The organism is Flavihumibacter petaseus NBRC 106054 (genome assembly GCF_000974785.1).
GTDB lineage: Bacteria > Bacteroidota > Bacteroidia > Chitinophagales > Chitinophagaceae > Flavihumibacter > Flavihumibacter petaseus.
In genome coordinates, this window is the sequence record NZ_BBWV01000002.1 from 286,937 (window position 1) to 303,777 (window position 16,841).

General features: G+C 50.0%; 13 protein-coding genes. 8 read left to right on the forward strand and 5 right to left on the reverse strand.

From position 1 onward, the window contains the following. Window positions 1-340: 340 nt before the first annotated feature. The gene (locus FPE01S_RS11085) at window positions 341-1,453 is read right to left on the reverse strand and encodes a Gfo/Idh/MocA family protein (protein WP_245623987.1); all 1,113 of its coding nucleotides are present in this window, start codon (window positions 1,451-1,453) and stop codon (window positions 341-343) included. 46 nt (window positions 1,454-1,499) lie between these two features. On the opposite strand from FPE01S_RS11085, the gene FPE01S_RS11090 reads away from it, so the two are divergent. The 3 genes from FPE01S_RS11090 to FPE01S_RS11100 are packed head-to-tail and all read left to right on the forward strand — an operon-like array spanning window position 1,500 to window position 4,673. Beyond that, the gene (locus FPE01S_RS11090; protein WP_157473990.1) at window positions 1,500-2,489 is read left to right on the forward strand and encodes an aldo/keto reductase; all 990 of its coding nucleotides are present in this window, start codon (window positions 1,500-1,502) and stop codon (window positions 2,487-2,489) included. Between the two features lie 2 nt (window positions 2,490-2,491). Then, on the forward strand, window positions 2,492-2,797 hold the full coding sequence (locus FPE01S_RS11095) for a hypothetical protein (RefSeq protein ID WP_157473991.1): 306 nt from the start codon (window positions 2,492-2,494) through the stop codon (window positions 2,795-2,797). Window positions 2,798-2,816: 19 nt separating this feature from the next. Beyond that, a complete protein-coding gene (locus tag FPE01S_RS11100) occupies window positions 2,817-4,673 on the forward strand; it encodes a glycoside hydrolase family 9 protein (RefSeq protein WP_245623988.1) in 1,857 nt (618 codons plus the stop codon). 338 nt (window positions 4,674-5,011) lie between these two features. Here FPE01S_RS11100 and FPE01S_RS11105 read toward each other — a convergent pair whose 3' ends face one another. Further along, window positions 5,012-5,839, reverse strand: coding sequence for a hypothetical protein (locus FPE01S_RS11105; protein WP_046369076.1), 828 nt, complete (start codon window positions 5,837-5,839; stop codon window positions 5,012-5,014). A 61-nt stretch (window positions 5,840-5,900) separates the two neighbouring features. Here FPE01S_RS11105 and FPE01S_RS24855 point away from each other — a divergent pair, with 61 nt between their 5' ends. The 4 genes from FPE01S_RS24855 (at window position 5,901) to FPE01S_RS11130 (ending at window position 13,628) form a co-directional block, all read left to right on the forward strand. Next, window positions 5,901-7,106 carry a DUF3667 domain-containing protein gene (locus FPE01S_RS24855; protein ID WP_169749157.1) on the forward strand — a complete coding sequence of 402 codons (1,206 nt, stop codon included), beginning with the start codon at window positions 5,901-5,903 and terminating at the stop codon, window positions 7,104-7,106. 11 nt (window positions 7,107-7,117) lie between these two features. Beyond that, the gene (gene mazG, locus FPE01S_RS11115) at window positions 7,118-7,903 is read left to right on the forward strand and encodes a nucleoside triphosphate pyrophosphohydrolase (RefSeq protein WP_046369077.1); all 786 of its coding nucleotides are present in this window, start codon (window positions 7,118-7,120) and stop codon (window positions 7,901-7,903) included. Next, window positions 7,900-11,658 (forward strand): sensor histidine kinase, encoded by a 3,759-nt coding sequence (locus tag FPE01S_RS11120; protein WP_046369078.1) that lies wholly within the window; start codon window positions 7,900-7,902, stop codon window positions 11,656-11,658. Before mazG ends, FPE01S_RS11120 begins: the two co-directional genes overlap by 4 nt. Before the next feature lie 305 nt (window positions 11,659-11,963). Then, window positions 11,964-13,628, forward strand: coding sequence for a DNA polymerase/3'-5' exonuclease PolX (locus FPE01S_RS11130; RefSeq protein WP_046369080.1), 1,665 nt, complete (start codon window positions 11,964-11,966; stop codon window positions 13,626-13,628). Between the two features lie 547 nt (window positions 13,629-14,175). Here FPE01S_RS11130 and FPE01S_RS11135 read toward each other — a convergent pair. The 3 genes from FPE01S_RS11135 to rplU all read right to left on the reverse strand — a co-directional run bounded on the left by FPE01S_RS11135 (window position 14,176) and on the right by rplU (window position 15,125). Next, on the reverse strand, window positions 14,176-14,424 hold the full coding sequence (locus FPE01S_RS11135; protein WP_072053987.1) for a hypothetical protein: 249 nt from the start codon (window positions 14,422-14,424) through the stop codon (window positions 14,176-14,178). A gap of 99 nt (window positions 14,425-14,523) precedes the next feature. After that, the gene (gene rpmA, locus FPE01S_RS11140) at window positions 14,524-14,790 is read right to left on the reverse strand and encodes a 50S ribosomal protein L27 (RefSeq protein WP_046369081.1); all 267 of its coding nucleotides are present in this window, start codon (window positions 14,788-14,790) and stop codon (window positions 14,524-14,526) included. 32 nt (window positions 14,791-14,822) lie between these two features. Continuing rightward, window positions 14,823-15,125 (reverse strand): 50S ribosomal protein L21, encoded by a 303-nt coding sequence (rplU, locus tag FPE01S_RS11145; protein WP_046369082.1) that lies wholly within the window; start codon window positions 15,123-15,125, stop codon window positions 14,823-14,825. Window positions 15,126-15,264: 139 nt separating this feature from the next. Between rplU and FPE01S_RS11150 the strand changes: the two genes are divergently transcribed. Then, window positions 15,265-16,761: a GH3 auxin-responsive promoter family protein gene (locus FPE01S_RS11150; RefSeq protein ID WP_046369083.1), complete on the forward strand. Its 1,497-nt coding sequence runs from the start codon at window positions 15,265-15,267 to the stop codon at window positions 16,759-16,761. The last annotated feature ends 80 nt before the right edge of the window (window positions 16,762-16,841 follow it).

The following is a 16,841-nucleotide window of genomic DNA, read 5'->3' on the forward strand; positions in this document are numbered from 1 at the left end:
GGAAAGTGCTTGACATGCGCGACTGATTTTTACCAATCCTGCTCTCTGACACCACTTCGAATTTTTTATAAAAAACCATTGCGCCTTTGCTCCTCTGCGGGGAGCGTAGCGACCTTGCGAGAAAAAACCTTTGCGGGCTTTTCCCCAAAAAAACAGCAGCGTGAAACACGCTGCTGCCGTTGTGAAATGACCCTCGCGCTTACGCGAAAGGATTTTACACAGTTGGCGGATATTCGTATCGCTACAAAGACGCCATCCTGGTTCATTAAAGAGTCTTTCAACTTTGTTTTCAAGGTACGGGTACAGCCTACATTAAAAAAACATCGTGCCAGCAACGTTATCAGAGTTTCACTTTCTGTCCCGACGCCGCTGAACGCGTAGCAGCATCAAGAATCTTCACCACGATCAGGTTGTTCTCGAGGGAAGAAAGATCCACACCGGGGGCAACTTCTCCCCGGAGATAAGCCTGCAGGTACTGAATATTGTCTGTGTATTTGGTGATCGGGGGATTCAACTGCTGATAAGTGTCCTTGCTTCGCTGCCTTACCCGGTTGCCATCCTGGGCCTGGAGGTAACCTTTCACGCCAAAAACTTCCAGGTCTTTGATGGAATAGGGCCAGTTCCAGGAGGCTTCGATGATGCCAATGGCATCGGGGTATTCCAGCACGATCACAGCATCGTCATCCACTTTGGGATAAACATTCGGCTTAATGCGTTTGATGGTGGCAGTTACCGAAATGGGTGCCCTTCCGTCCATCAGCCAGGTCATCAGGTTTGCGCCGTAACAACCAAAATCCCGGGAGGCGCCGCCACCATTGCCAACAGGGTCGGTCAGCCAGTTCAGGAATTCGGCACTGCAGCCGATTTCTTTCGGTCCCTCGTGCCCATCATGGGCTACCATCTTCCGGATGGCACCGATCGATCCCTTGTTCTTCACCTCGCTGTATACAAACTGGTTGCTGTTGTACCAGGTGGTTTCGTAGTTCGTGAGAACCGGTACCTTATGTTTGCGGGAAAGCGTAGCGATCTTGTCGGCATCCACCATGGTGGTGGCAAGCGGTTTCTCCACCATTACAGGAACACCCTTCGGAATGCAGGCCTCCACAACGGCCAGGTGTTCATTGATCGCATTGTAGGCGAGCACGGCATCCGGCTTTTTATTCATGATCAGCGTCGTGAGGTCATTATAGAACAGGCTGTCCGGCAAGTCATAGGTTTTTTTGTAACGCTCCACCAGCAGGTGATCCCGCTCCACGATGCCTACAATTTCCACCAGGCTTTTTTTGAATTGCGACATTACCTGGTGGGCATGATCATGGGAGAGTCCGGCCACACCGACGCGCAGGAGGGCCTGCTTTTGCGCTGCTGCGGGCAGGTTGGCAAGTGTGGCTGTCAAAAGGCAGAAAACAGCCAGTAAATGTGGTACCAGGCGCATGGGGGAGAACTTCTGCATGGGTCCGTTTGTTTTATCATCCTAAGCTATTACTAAAACCATTACAATGATCCAACATCTTCCACTCGGCAGCCAGGGACTCGTGACGTCCCGCCTTGGTCTCGGCTGCATGGGCATGAGCGAATTTTACGGACAAACCGATGACGGGGAGAGCCTCCGTGTACTGGACCGCGCGGTGGAGCTGGGTGTCCATTTCTGGGATACGGCCGATATGTACGGTCCCTATACCAATGAGGTCCTGGTCGGCAAAGCGCTCAGAAAGCACCGGCAGGCGATCACGCTGGCCACCAAATTCGGGATTGTGCGGCAGCCCGGTGCGCCGCAAAGTCGCGGGGTGAACGGGCGGCCGGAGTATGTCCGGGAATCCTGTGAGGGTAGTCTTCAGCGGCTGGGCATCGACGTGATCGACCTGTATTATGTACATCGCAGGGATCGCAATGTACCGGTCGCGGAAACGATCGGTGCGATGGCTGACCTGGTAAAAGAAGGCAAGATCCGGGCGATCGGTCTTAGTGAAGTATCCGTGGAGACGCTTCGGGAAGCGCATAAGGTGCACCCGGTAACAGCGGTGCAAAGCGAATATTCCCTATGGAGCCGCGAACCGGAAGATGGCATGCTGCAGGCCTGTAAGGAACTCGGAGTCGCGTTTGTGGCCTACAGTCCTTTGGGTAGAGGTTTCCTGACGGGACAGATCAAAACACCCGAAGACCTTGCAGCTGATGATTACCGCCGGCATAGTCCCCGTTTCCAGGGAGATAATTTTTACCGGAACCTTGAACTCGTCAGGGCAGTGGAAGAGATCGCGCTGGCCAAAGCCACGACCACCGCAAGGGTTGCCCTGGCTTGGGTGCTTGCCCAGGGGGAGCATGTTTTTCCGATCCCGGGAACCAAAAAAATGAAATATCTTGAAGACAACGCTGCTGCGGTCAAACTTGAACTGACACCCGAAGAACTGGACAAATTGAGTGAAATTTTCCGCAATGGTGCAACGGGAACACGTTACCCGGAGTCATCGATGGGTTCACTAAATGGCTAATGATGAGGAGAGGACTGGCCACTATGGCCGCATGCTGTTTTTTAATAGGAATGCTGACTGCGTGTACACACCGTGACGGTTTTGCCGTTACCGCGAAAGTTATGAAAGTAATGCCCGGTGGAAAAGACGGGTATACTGCCGAGATCCAGGATGCGGACGGCAAGACTTATCACGCTGTGATCAGTCGTGTCAATATGGCCGTAGCAGGTATTTACCGTGAACTGAAAGTAGGAGAGGAAGCGCTATTTTTTGGAGACTCCACCCAACTCGAAAATGGCATCAGTATCAGGGTGCTGAAATTGCATTAAATTCCCGGGAAAATCCCTGATGAACTTTCACCGGTCTTTTAGCTCACAGGAAAAGCTTCATGTTGTTCTGTTGCTGTTGGCGTTGATGGCGGGCATTATGTCGCTGCGGGCGCAGCAGGAACGCTGGCTGACCAATCATGTTGGATATGATATGCGCGGCGCCAAAAATGCACTGCTGCAGGCAGACAAAACCGTTGCCCAGCCCACCTGGGAACTAATCAGCACCGCCGATGGTAAACTGATTCAAAGCGGTCCGCTCGTTTCCAGGGGAGGTATTGCGGGATGGGATAAACACATTTATTATACGGCTGACTTCAGCAACGTTCGCCAGGCGGGTACTTTTCAGTTGCGGTTGGCCGGCACCGGTATACTGTCGCATCCTTTTCAGATCGACAGCCAGTTGCTGGAAAAGGCTACACTTTCAGATCTCACTTATTATTTCAAGGGCCAGCGCTCCACCGGCCTTTTTGATGCCGCAGATCACCATTTGGCAATGAAAGCCTTCCCTGACAATAATATTGATGCCCATGGGGGCTGGTATGATGCCACGGGTGACTATGGAAAGCACCTGTCGCACCTGTCTTTTTCCAGTTATTTTAACCCGCAGCAGATTTCATTGACTGCATACAGCCTTTTCAAAGCTTATGAAGGATTCCGTAAGCGACCCGGAACTGATTTCCGGCAGATCAACCGCCGCCTTTTTGATGAAGCGCTTTATGGTGCGGACTATCTCGTTCGGATCCAGGTGAAAGGCGGATCCTTTTACCGGTCTGTACAGGCGCCGGGACCCGGGAAACTGGCAAAGGACCGTGTGATCGCCCCGGAGAGTTCTGGTTATGCCATTAAAAAAACAAAAGACCAGTCATTTGGCGGCGGTGCAGAAGGGAAGGATCCATTGGGCTACCAGGTGAGTTTTCGTTCCGGCGGGGGACTGTCCATCGCTGCGCTCGCCATGGCGGCGGGATATGATACCAGCGGTGAGTTTACCCGGAAGGATTATCTCGACGCAGCTGTGCGCGCTTTCGATTTTCTCGAAGCCAACAATGCCCGCCTGACCAATGACGGCAAGGAAAATATCCTGGACGATTACTGTGCGCTGACAGCCGCAACTGAATTGTACCGTACCACCAAACACACGAAATACAAGGCAGTCGCCAACAGGCGGGCCGGTGCGCTGCTGACACGCCTGCAGACTTCCTGGAAAAAGTACCAGTATTATTGGCGGGCAGATGATGCGGACCGGCCATTTTTTCATCCTTCGGATGCCGGGTTGCCCGTGGTTGCCTTACTGGAATGGTTGCCAATGGCAGATGCGGCACAGGCTGCAGCGATCAAAAAAGCAGTTGGCGTTTCATTGCGTTTCGAAATGACTATTACCCGTGAAGTCAATAACCCGTTCGGGTATGCAAGGCAGTTGGTGCAGGATACAGCCGGCCGGCGGTGGACATCCTTTTTCTTTCCCCACGGTTCAGAAGCTGCGCCCTGGTGGCAGGGAGAGAATGCCCGTCTCGGTTCGCTGGCCACTGCCGCGAGAATGGGCGCTGCTGTATTTGCCGGCGAGCGGGCTTTTGCGGACAGCCTGCAGGCATACGCAGCTGACCAGCTGAACTGGATCCTGGGATTGAACCCCTACGATGCCTCCATGTTGCAGGGCACCGGCTATAATAATCCCGCCTATGGCTTCTTCGGTACTTTTGAGTATAACAATGCGCCTGGCGGCATCGTCAACGGAATCACCAGTGGTGTGGAAAATGAGGCCGGCATCGATTTTAATCTCTCCTATGCGCAAACCGGAAAAGATATTGACTGGCGTTGGGCAGAGCAATGGTTGCCGCACGCAGCCTGGTACCTGATGGCGCTCGCCGCCGGGCGATGAATGGCTCGCGGTCGCATCAGGCACTGCCAGACAGTTGAAGCACTTGCCATAATGAATGAGCCCTGGGTAATGGGAGGTGGGTTTCTAAAAATTGGTAATTTATTAATTGCTCTGAAATCCGCTACCAGACTTCGTTTCAGAAAATCAGACGCTTTAATACTTCTTCTGCCAGAATAACGCTCCTGGCAGATTTATGGTAAGTGGGGCTTTTTCTGATCCTTGACGCCTGACGAACCTGAGGCTTTGGCCGATTAATCGTGCAATACAGCTTTCCACAAGCATCGCTGCAACTAATAAACTTCTAAACTCCTCAACTTCTAAACTCCTCAACCTTCTCCTCACTTCGAATAACTATACACCACTTTCCCCAGCAACTCCTGCTGTTTGTTATAGCACAGATCCATTTTCTTCAGGCCATTCTGCTCATATTGGTAGTACCATACCTGGTAGTCACTTGTGCCGGCAGGCACCAGGGTCATCTTTTTCAGTTGTCCCTCTGGACTGTATTCAAACATATAGTAGGGAAGGAGCCGACTGGCACGCGGATTAAAACGCACAACGTCGGTCAGTCTCCCGGAAGCATCGTGGTAGTAATAGAATGCCGGAACGGGAATGGCAGATTTTATTGTCTTTTCTTCACCCACCAGCCCCTTCTCATCCGGCAGAAACTCGATCAGGGAAGTATCGGAATTGTTCCTGATCCGCGTCATGTTTTTGGGGGTGCCATCAGGATTATACTGGTAGGTGTGGGTTTCTGAATTGGTGATATTGTCTGACTTGCTGTTACTGGTCAGCCGGGTCAGCCGGCCTTCTGCATCATATTCATACGCTGTTTTGGTAACGGCTTCCTGCGTGCTGTCGTTGGTGCTGATCAACTGTCCGTTAGCGTTATAGGTAGCCAGCACAAAAGAATTTCCGATAACGGCAGTTGTAGTCGTGCTGAGGATGGTCCGTTTGGCCGGATCGATTGTTTGTCCCGCGCTGAAACCCGCAGTCTCATTGGAATTGCCGTCAAAGCTGGCAAGTTCCACTTTGCGCACACCGGCAGCGGTGAGCTGTGCGTATTGGCGGTTCGTCTCCCGGGTGGTAACGATATCCTTATAATAGTATTGGGAATAAGCGAATTGAAAGGGCAGGACAAATAGGCCGAATAGGATATTTTTCATCTATTTTTATTCAAATTTCAGGAAAGTGTCGCATTATCCCCAAAGAACGGAAAAAGATTGTTTGAATTGCGGAACCATTGTAGAAGGTCATTATTGCCAGCATTGCGGACAGGAAAATATCGTACCCAAAGAGACATTCTGGGGCCTGCTGACGCACTTTGTGTATGATATCACCCATTTCGATGGAAAGTTTTTCAGCACGATCAGGCTGTTGCTCACGAAGCCGGGATTCCTGTCAAAGGAGTATATCCGCGGTCGCCGTGCCAGTTACCTGCATCCTATCCGGATGTATGTATTCACTTCGGCTATTTTTTTCATATTCTTCTTCATGCTTTTCAATGCAAAGAATATGATCACTTCCACGAAAGAAAAGCGGGAAGCCCAACTGACACAGGTTAACCAGGCGATCGATAACCTGGAAGAAACCTTACCTAAACAACAGGATAGTGTTCGTCGCCAGGCGGTGGTGAAAGCGATGGCTACCCTGGAAGCGGAGAAGCTGGCGCTGGAAAAGAAAATAGCGGCAGATTCCACGAAGATTACCGATAATGAGGAAGCTGATAAGGCAATAAAATCAGTATCTGATTCCCTCGCCAGAAAAGGCGTGGAGGTGCCGGATATGATGAAGCCCAGAAAAGTATGGAATGCAGATACGTCAAAGTCTTCCACAGGTTTCAATGAAGAGGTTACAAAATACAACCTGCATTCTGTGCTGGCTTACCAGCACATTCAACAGGCATTACCGAAGGCAGAAAGGGATGGCTTTCTCAAACGGAACCTCGCTGTACTGGTGGTGCGCGCAGTGGAAGATGGTCATAACCAGGGCAGTAAGGCATACCTGAAAAATTTTGTCGATAACCTGCTGCATCAGTTTCCCAAAATGCTGTTCGTGTCGTTACCCCTGTATGCACTGATCCTTCAACTGCTGTATGTGCGGAACAAGAACCTATTTTATGCTGATCACGCCATTTATACCATTCACCTGTATTGTGCCACTTTTATCTTCCTGTTGCTGTGGTTTGTTTTCCTGAAACTGAACGAAAGGTCAGGGTCTGCAATTTTACCCATTTTGCAGTTCCTGCTGATGACGGGGATCTATTTTTACCAGTACAAGAGCATGCGGAAGTTTTACGGACAGCGACGCGGTAAAACCATTCTTAAATTTATTTTGTTGAATTGGTTAAGCCTCGTAATGATGGTATTCCTGGTGGTTGTATTTACAGCGCTCAGTGTAACGATGATGGGAGGTTCCGGAGGAGGACATTAAAAAAATATTTTATGGCAGCAAGTGAGCAGGCTACAACCGCATTTGGCCAGTTGGTTCAGATCATGGAGGAGTTGCGGGAACAATGCCCCTGGGATAGAAAGCAGACTATTCATACGTTGCGGCAGCAGTCCATCGAAGAATTGTATGAACTGGCGGACGCCATATCCACATCCGACTGGAAAGGCATTAAAGAGGAATTGGGCGATCTTTTCCTTCACCTGGTTTTCTATGCAAAGATCGGAACAGAACAGAACCAGTTCACCCTGGACGAGGTGCTCAATGGAATCTGCGAGAAACTGATCCGGAGACATCCGCATATTTATGGCGATGTGGAAGTGAAAGATGCAGAGGAGGTGAAGAAGAACTGGGAACAGCTGAAGTTAAAGGAAGGCAAAACTTCTGTGTTAAGTGGCGTACCGCAATCACTTCCTGCTACGGTGAAAGCGATGCGGTTACAGGAAAAGGCCAAACAGGTGGGCTTTGAGTGGGACAACCGCGAGCAGGTCTGGGATAAAGTGGAGGAAGAAATGCAGGAATTGCATGCTGCAGTGGCCAGTGGTGACCAGGAGCATGCGGAAGAAGAGTTTGGGGATCTGGTATTTTCCCTGATCAATTATGCACGGTTTTTGCACCTCGATGCCGAAAATGCCCTGGAACGGACCAATCGAAAATTCATCCACCGGTTTACGGCGATGGAAGCCCGGGCGGCAGCACTGGGAAAATCATTAAGAGATATGACACTGACGGAAATGGATGCGCTCTGGAATGATATCAAAGCTGAAAAACGGATTACTTGAGAAAGTTTGCCCTGCTCATATTAAACCGTAATGCCTATTTTCTCCTGGCTTCGGCCTGGCTGTTCACCATTGCGTTTATCATCAATAATTACTATTCCGGCGCCTCCAGTGCCCCTTATCTCCAGTCAGCCATACAGAAACGGATCCGCCAGCTGGAAACCCAGATCGACGTGGTCGCCAGGGATACTGTTCAGTTGAAGGTCTTTTCTGAAGGTACCTATACAGAACAACAACTCCGCAAACTAATAGACCTCGATTTCGGCATTTACCTGTATAAACCCGCGCCCTACCAGAACTGGAGCCTTGCATTCTGGAGCAACCAGCAGTCCGAGCCAAACGCTGAAGTCATTTATGCGCCGGATACACGGCGGCTGGTCAGTCTGCGCAACGGACAATATGAATACGTCCGGAAACTGGTGCCGCTTGCCCGGGATTCCTTGCTGCTGATTGCTCTCGTTCCGATCCGCACGGAGTATTTTATCCAGAACAGCAACCTGCAGAAGCAATTTGTCAATTTTCCGCAGGCGGAAAACAGTGTATCCCTGCTCGAAACAGAAACGCAATATCCCGTTCGTTCAATAGATGGCAGTGCACTCTTTTACCTCGAACCCAAGAACCGCTACGCCGGTCAGTCCGCCAATGAATGGGCCCTGCTGCTGGAGGTGCTTGGTGTTATCCTGCTCCTGATCATCATCCACAATATTGCCACCGCCATTTGTGAAACATATGGCGTTTTGCGGGGGATCCTGTTCCTGATGGTTACCATCTTCTTCTTGCGTGCGATGACGTACTGGTTCAAGGAAGGGTTGAGCTGGCGGGCATATGACCTGTTTGATCCTTCTATCTACAGTTCGAATGCCATCAACTCGTCCCTCGGTGATCTCCTGATCAATGCCTTTCTGTTTTCCTGGCTGCTCTTTTTCGTGAACCGCAAGACGTATCGTTTTTCGCTCGCGGAATGGAGAGGGAAATTGCTGCACTGGCCAATCGTTGCCGCCGGGGCACTGATGATGGTAGTCATCACATTTGTACTTGCCGCCGTGGTGCAGAGCCTTATTGCCGACGCGCGCATATCCTTTAACGTCACGAACTTTTTCAGCCTTGACCGCTACAGTTTCTTCGGCTTTGTAGTGCTGGCTATGCTGGCGCTGAGTTATTTCCTCGCCTCCACGGTGATCATGCGGTTGCTGCAACCCCTGCTGAAAGGCCGGTCAATCGTGTTTTATGCGCTCATGGCCCTGTTCGGGCTGATGATGATCACTTTCATTGAGGGCAGTTCTCTGGTGGAATTAAATATTTATGTGCTGCTATGGCTGATCGGGTACATCTGGCTGATGCGCCTCCCTGTGGTGAGTTCGGTAGACAGCCGCTGGTCGATCTCCGTGCTGTTGCTGTGGATCTTCCTGTACTCGGTTTCGATTTCCCTGATCATCATTGCCGAGAATAGCCGCATTGAACTGGAACAACGGAAGCGGACAGCCGAAAAACTTTCGTTGCAGGCTGACCCGACCAGCGAAAGACTGCTCAGTATTGCGCTGACCTATTTCGACAACGATTTTCTTTACGCCAATTTTGACCGCTTCCGGGTAGAGTCCAGCAACCATTACCTGAAAGACAGTCTCATTAATAAGAATTTCAGCGCCTACCTCAATAAATACGACACACGGATCTACACCTTTGATGCCGCTGAAAAACCGCTGTATAATGATAATTCAGTCAGTTACGATACCCTGAACACCATCTTCCGGATAGAAGGCAAGCCGACCAATGTGGCCGACATGCGCTACTTTGAAAAGTCCTTCGACAAATTTTCCTACATCTCCCGCAAGATGATCACTGACTCTGCGGGGGTGGCCGTAGGATTTATGTTTGTTTTATCTGAGCCCAAAAAATACAAGAGCGATGCGCTCGTACCGGAACTGTTCCGCGCCCGCAAAGACTTTCTGCCGGATGAGTATTCGCCCATCTACAGCTACGCCATCTATAACAACCGCGAGCTGGTGGACTATTATAATGATTATGCCTTTCCCACCCGGCTGTCACCGGCACAGGTTCCGAAAGCCAGTTTCACGAGGCGCCAATCCTATAATTATGATGAACTCTGGTATCGTGATGATGCCAAGGTGGTGGTGATCGCCCGCCGCGATAACCTCTGGCTGGAATCCATGACCCTTGTGGCTTACCTGTTTACCACATTCCTCGTGCTTCTTGGACTTTTCCGCCTGGCCGCCATGCTCGTCCGTTCGCGCCTGCGGCTCAGCCTCATCCGCAAGGAAATGCAGCTCAACCTGCGCACCCAGGTGCATGGCACGATCATCTTCATCAGTCTTTTCTCCTTCCTGGTGATCGGTGCGGCTACGATCTTTTTCTTCATCAACCGATATAACAAGAACAAGCAGGATCAGCTCAGCAAGGCCATCCAGATCATGACAAATGAAGTGCAGTCAAAGATCAGCAGCCGTACTTTCTTTGATTATATGCTGAAGTTGTATGAAGAGGGGCAGAATGAAATTCTGGAAAGCCTGGTGCAGGAAGTATCTGAGATCCACGGTACCGATATCAATATTTATGATACCAACGGTGAATTGCGCCTTTCTTCCAATCCTTTTATATATGACAAGGGCATCCTGAGTGTGCGCATGAATCCGGAGGCTTATTTCATGATTCACCGGAAGCGGCTCGTGCAGGTGACCACGGAAGAACAGATGGGTGGCATCAGTTACCAGAGTATCTATTCGCCCGTTCGGGACGACCAGGGCAACGCCTATGCCTACCTGAATATGCCTTCTTTTGACTCCCAGGTAGAACTGAAAAAAGAGATCTCCAACTTTCTTGTGACCATCATCAACCTGAATGCCTTTATCTTCCTGTTTGCCGGTGTGATCGCGCTCTTCATTACCAACCGGATCACGTCATCTTTTTCGCTGATCAGTGAAAAGATGCGGGCAGTGAGTCTTGGACAGCACAACGATGAGATCGAATGGCACCGTGATGATGAAATCGGTGAGCTGGTGACGGAATACAACAAGATGGTATTGAAACTGGAAGAAAGTGCTGCGGCACTAGCCAAGAGTGAAAGGGAAGGGGCCTGGCGGGAGATGGCCCGGCAGGTGGCGCATGAGATCAAGAATCCGCTGACGCCGATGAAGCTGAGTATCCAGTACCTGCAGAAAGCTACAGACGCCAATACCGGTGATGTGAAGCAGCTGACGGCCAATGTCGCCCGCACCCTGGTGGAGCAGATCGACCACCTTTCCAAGATTGCCAGTGAATTCTCCCAGTTTGCCAATATCAGCATGGCTACCAATGAAGTCTTTGATCTCCACGAAATTCTCTATTCGCTTTCACACCTGTATAACGCCAGCGAACAGGTTCGTTTCAGCTGGATTCCGGTCAACCATAAACTGATGGTAAATGCGGACCGTACACAACTAAACCGCCTGTTCACCAACCTGCTGCAGAATGCCGTGGAAGCTACCATCAATGATGATGACCGTATGGTGCGGGTGCTGGAAGAAGCGGAAGATCATAAAGTGCTGGTGAGCATTTCTGACAATGGCCACGGCATTCCCGAGGCGATGCGCTCCAAGATCTTCACCCCGAATTTCACTACGAAAAGTTCAGGTACCGGCCTGGGGCTCGCCATGAGCAAGGGCATCGTGGAGCAGGCCAAGGGGCGCATCTGGTTCGAGACCAGCGAAGGGCAGGGGACCACCTTCTTCGTGGAATTACCGCTGATCAACGAACAGGCCTAAGCGCGCAAAGATTTTACGCAGGAATTTTTGGGTTTTGAGTCATGCACGGGCGGCGCTGCGCGCCTTTTTTTGTTTCGCGCAAAGCACGCCAGGGTGCAAAGGCGCAAAATAGAAGTATGGTTGAAATTGATTGCTGCTTCCCGAGTATAAAATTTTTCGGGCCCAACAAAGTTACTCTCAGATACATTTCCCTTGCGCCTTTGCACCTTGGCGTCTTTGCGAGAGCCCCTTTGCGGGAAAATCCTTTGCCGGCTTTGCTGCCCTGCCGGTTGAGTTGCCTACATTTGACTTTCCAAGCTACCATCATGCTCGACAACTACGCCATAGCCGACCAGTTTTCGCTTCTGTCAAAACTCATGGATATTCATGGGGAGAATTCCTTCAAATCGAAATCTTACAGTGTAGCGGCATTCAATATTGAAAAGCTTCCGCTGCAACTGGCAGACACACCTTCCGAAAAGATCGCCGGACTGAAAGGAATAGGCGACAGCACGTCAAAGAAGATAATAGAACTGTTGGAAACCGGTCGCCTCAAAGTGCTGGATGATCTTGTTACGCAAACACCCACAGGCATTCTCGAGATGATGCAAATCAAGGGGCTTGGCCCCAAAAAGATCGCAACCATCTGGAAGGAGATGGGGCTGGAATCATTGGGAGAATTGCTGTATGCCTGCGATGAGAACCGCCTGTTGCTGTACAAGGGTTTCGGCGAGAAGACACAGGAAAGTGTAAAGCAATCCATTCATTTTTACTTCACCAATAAAGGGCATTTCCTTTATGCGGAGATCGAAAGTTTTGCGCTGCAGTTAATCGGCAGCCTTCAGAAAGCTTTCCCTGAACAGCAGGTTTCCCTGGCAGGAGAGGCACTTCGCCAGAGCAATATTGTCAGCCAGCTCGAAGTGTTGAGTACGGTTCCCGTAGGAGAATTGCAATCCTTTCTCGAGGCAGCGTCATTTACGATCACTCAACAAACACCGGAAAGTCTTCTTGCCGGAAGCAGTCAGCATATCCAGGTGTTGTTTACTACCTGCACCACCAGCCAGTTTGTGGTCAAACGTTTTGTTTCCTCATGCAGTGAATTATTCCTGAATACGTTTCAGCAGAAAGGATTTTCACCTGGAACGACCTATGCGTCTGAAGCTGAAATTTTTGAACAGGCCGGGGTGCATGGAATCCCGGTGAATCAGCGTGAATTACCCGAAACCATTCAACAGGCAACCAGCGGTCCACTGGCCCCAGTGATCCAGGTAGACGACATTAAAGGGATCATCCACTCTCACAGTACATGGAGCGACGGGTTACACGACCTGGAAACAATGGCGAAAGCCTGTATTGCCAAAGGGTTGGAATACCTGGTGATCAGCGATCACAGCCGCACAGCTTTTTATGCCAACGGACTTTCTGTTGAGCGCGTACGCGAGCAGCATGCACAGATCGATGAACTCAACCGGAAACTGGCACCTTTCCGCATCTATAAAAGCATCGAGTCAGATATCCTGAATGACGGCAGCCTCGACTATCCGGATGAGATCCTGGCGAGTTTTGATCTTGTAATTGCCTCTGTGCACAGTAACCTGAAGATGACGGAAGAAAAGGCAATGATGCGGCTGCTGAATGCAATCCGTAATCCATATACCCGCATCCTCGGTCACATGACAGGCAGACTGCTGCTTAGCCGTCCCGGTTACCCCGTCGACCATCATGCGATCATAAATGCCTGCGTGGAAAATAAGGTAGTCATTGAGATCAATGCGCATCCCCGGCGACTCGATATCGACTGGAGCTGGATCCCCTACGCCATGGAAAAAGGTTGCCTGTTGTCCATTGATCCTGATGCGCACCAGGTGGAAGGTTTTGACGATATCCGGTATGGCGTGATCAGCGCGCAAAAGGGTGGCCTTACTGCTTCCCGCAATCTCAGTAGTTTTTCGCGCGAAGCTTTCGACACCTGGCTCGCGAAGTTAAAGTGAGTGGTGGTGATAGGGGTATTCACATGCGGTGTGTTTCCCGTAAGTATTGATTGACTATGTAATGCTGCGCATTTGGCGGCTCTGTTGCATTTTTTTCACGCCAGGTCGCAAAGGAGCAAAGGCGCAAATTTATTAGGAGTTGCGGCGTTGTTTCGGTTTGTTTGGGAACGGGTAAATGCGAAGGGTCAAACTTTGGTTATTGGGTAGTCATGTTAGAATTTTGTTCCATTTCAATGCCGGCGGATCGGCAACCCGACAAGAGATTCGGCCCACTACGGTCAGCCCGGGTAGAAATTAGGAAACCTTTTTTTTACACCTATCCTTTGCGATTTTGCTCCTTTGCGACCTGGCGTGAAAAACGTGCAACCAGGTCTGAAAACTGAGACTAAAGCCACACATTCCCTGCGTGAAGCCAGGGTACTGGAGCAGAAGGAATAACATTTAATAGCGGGAAGTGAAGGGGGAAGCGCAAATTGCGGCCTTTTTCAAAAAGAAAAGTCCCGGTAAAACCGGGACTTCAGTATCATTAAACTGCGAGCAATTTGGCTTATTTGCCAGCTGCTTTCTTAGCGATAGCTTTACGAACAACAGCTCTCTTGATAGCTTTCTTAACGACAGCCTTCTTGATTGCTTTTTTAACGACTGCTTTCTTAACTGCTTTTTTAACAGCAGCTTTCTTAACAGCCTTTTTAACTACGGCTTTCTTAACAGCTTTTTTAACTACAGCTTTTTTAACGGCTTTCTTAACAGCCTTTTTTGCTACAGCTTTTTTAACGGCTTTTTTTGCAGTTGCCATTTTTTTAGAATTTAATGATTAGTAAATGGGTTATTACACCGTAAAAATATAAACTAATCTGAAACTGCAAAATTTTTTTTGCCGTTTAATCGGAATTGATTAAGCGACAACTTCAACGGGAGTAACCGAAATAACAGTTTTATCACCCCTGGTTTTGCGGAACTCCACTACGCCGTCAATGTCAGCGAAGAGGGTGAAATCGCGGCCAACAGAAACGTTCTTACCAGGATGATAAGTTGTTCCGCGCTGACGCACGATGATGTTGCCGGCAATAGCTGGCTGACCACCGAAGATCTTTACTCCGAGACGCTTGCTTTGTGAATCGCGACCGTTCTTTACGCTGCCTTCACCTTTTTTGTGTGCCATGATCTATGAATTTTTGCGGACGTTATCCGCGGTTACGCGATTTCGCTGATCCTGATTTTGGTGTAGTGATTACGATGACCAAGTTTCTTGCGGAAACCTTTCCTTCTCTTCATCTTGAAGGCGATCACTTTGTCACCCTGCAGGTGATCAACGATCTCAGCTTTTACCACTGTCTTTACATCAGCACCAGCAGTAAGGCTGCCGTTGTTGTCAACCAGCAACACTTCAGAAAATTCTACTTTGTCGCCGGCGTTTCCTGCAATCTGAGGAACGTACAAAGTCTGGTCTTTTTCAACCTTGAATTGCTGTCCGGCTATTTTAACAACTGCAAACATAACTTACCAAAATTAGGAGTGCAAAGGTAAGGAGATTTTTGGTAGCTCCCAACCCTTTTTCAGAAATAATTACCCCAAATTTACGGGGCAGGAAGCAAATGGTCACCTAAATTTGTCGGCGTTCATCGAACACAGTACCATGAAATTCAAGTCTTTTCTTGCCAAACCGTTTGCGGCATACGTGGTAAAACAGATCCGGCGGTCCATGCAACAGGCAGTTCCCGACCAGGAAGCTATCTTTCAGGATCTCCTTAAAACCGGCGCCCATACTCAATTTGGCAAGGATCACCGGCTCGAAGAGGGCATGTCCCTGGCAGCCTACCGCCAGGCGGTCCCCATCCGCGACTACGAATCCCTGAAGCCTTATATCAACCAGATCAAGGAAGGGAAGCATAATATATTATGGAAAGGTCAGCCGCTTTACCTGGCCAAAACCTCCGGAACCACTTCCGGCGTCAAATACATTCCCATTTCCAAAGAATCCATGCCCAACCATTTCAATACGGGCAGAAATGCAGTTTTCTGCAACCTCACCGAAATGGGCAGCACCCGGGTCTTTGACGGGAAAATGATCTTTTTATCGGGGTCCCCGGAACTCGAAAGGGTAGGGGGCATCCCCACCGGACGCCTCAGCGGCATCGTTAATCACCAGATTCCCAGTTACCTGCGTACCAACCAGCTACCCACCTACGAGACGAACTGTATCGACGAATGGGAGACCAAACTCGACCGGATCGTAGAGGAGACCATCGATCAGAACATGACCCTGATCAGTGGTATCCCGCCATGGATGCAGATGTATTTTGACCGCCTGACCCAACGCAGCGGTAAAAAAGTGGGTGACCTGTTCCCCGAATTCTCCGTGCTGGTTCACGGCGGCGTTAATTTCGAACCCTACCGTGCCCGCCTGCTGGAGACCATCGGCCGCCCCGTTGCCACCATTGAAACTTTCCCGGCTTCTGAAGGCTTTTTCGCTTTCCAGGATTCACAACTATCAGAAGGCCTGTTGCTGAATACCAACAGCGGCATATTCTTCGAATTCGTACCGGTAGGTGAGATCTTCTCTGAAAACCCCACCCGTCTTTCCCTGCCGGAGGTGAAAACAGGAGAGAATTACGCACTCATCATCAACAGTAACGCCGGGCTCTGGAGTTATAATATTGGTGATACCGTACGATTCGTTTCCCTGAATCCCTACCGGATCGTCGTTACCGGGCGCATCAAACATTTCATCTCCGCTTTCGGCGAACATGTGATTGGTGAAGAAGTGGAATACAGCCTCATGAAAGCCGCCACCGAGTCGGGTGTTCATATCACAGAATTTACTGTAGCACCCATGATTTCGCAACAGGAAGGCAAAAGCTACCATGAGTGGTTCGTGGAGTTCGATCACGCACCCGATGACCTGGAAGCCTTTGCCGGCAAAGTGGATGGGAACCTCCGCAATAAGAACATCTATTATGACGACCTGATCACCGGCAATATCCTTCTGCCCCTGAAAATCAGGCCTGTCCGCCGCAACGGCTTTATCGAATACATGAAAGCACAGGGTAAACTCGGTGGTCAGAATAAAGTTCCGCGCCTGAGCAACGACAGAAGCCTGGCAACTGCGCTGGAGTCTTTTGTGGAACAATAATCCTGCCCCCAGGCTAAATCTCTGCAAGCAGTGTTTTTCACGCAGTGTTTTTCACGCAATGGCGCCTTTGGCACCAAGCA

Coding starts and splice junctions, on each gene's coding strand:
- FPE01S_RS11130 (WP_046369080.1), top strand. CDS start 11,964: ATGCTCGACAACTACGCCATAGCCGACCAGTTTTCGCTTCTGTCAAAA.
- FPE01S_RS11135 (WP_072053987.1), bottom strand. CDS start 14,424: ATGGCAACTGCAAAAAAAGCCGTTAAAAAAGCTGTAGCAAAAAAGGCT.
- FPE01S_RS11085 (WP_245623987.1), bottom strand. CDS start 1,453: ATGCAGAAGTTCTCCCCCATGCGCCTGGTACCACATTTACTGGCTGTT.
- FPE01S_RS11105 (WP_046369076.1), bottom strand. CDS start 5,839: ATGAAAAATATCCTATTCGGCCTATTTGTCCTGCCCTTTCAATTCGCT.
- FPE01S_RS11095 (WP_157473991.1), top strand. CDS start 2,492: ATGAGGAGAGGACTGGCCACTATGGCCGCATGCTGTTTTTTAATAGGA.
- FPE01S_RS11100 (WP_245623988.1), top strand. CDS start 2,817: ATGAACTTTCACCGGTCTTTTAGCTCACAGGAAAAGCTTCATGTTGTT.
- mazG (WP_046369077.1), top strand. CDS start 7,118: ATGGCAGCAAGTGAGCAGGCTACAACCGCATTTGGCCAGTTGGTTCAG.
- FPE01S_RS11150 (WP_046369083.1), top strand. CDS start 15,265: ATGAAATTCAAGTCTTTTCTTGCCAAACCGTTTGCGGCATACGTGGTA.
- rpmA (WP_046369081.1), bottom strand. CDS start 14,790: ATGGCACACAAAAAAGGTGAAGGCAGCGTAAAGAACGGTCGCGATTCA.
- FPE01S_RS11090 (WP_157473990.1), top strand. CDS start 1,500: ATGATCCAACATCTTCCACTCGGCAGCCAGGGACTCGTGACGTCCCGC.
- rplU (WP_046369082.1), bottom strand. CDS start 15,125: ATGTTTGCAGTTGTTAAAATAGCCGGACAGCAATTCAAGGTTGAAAAA.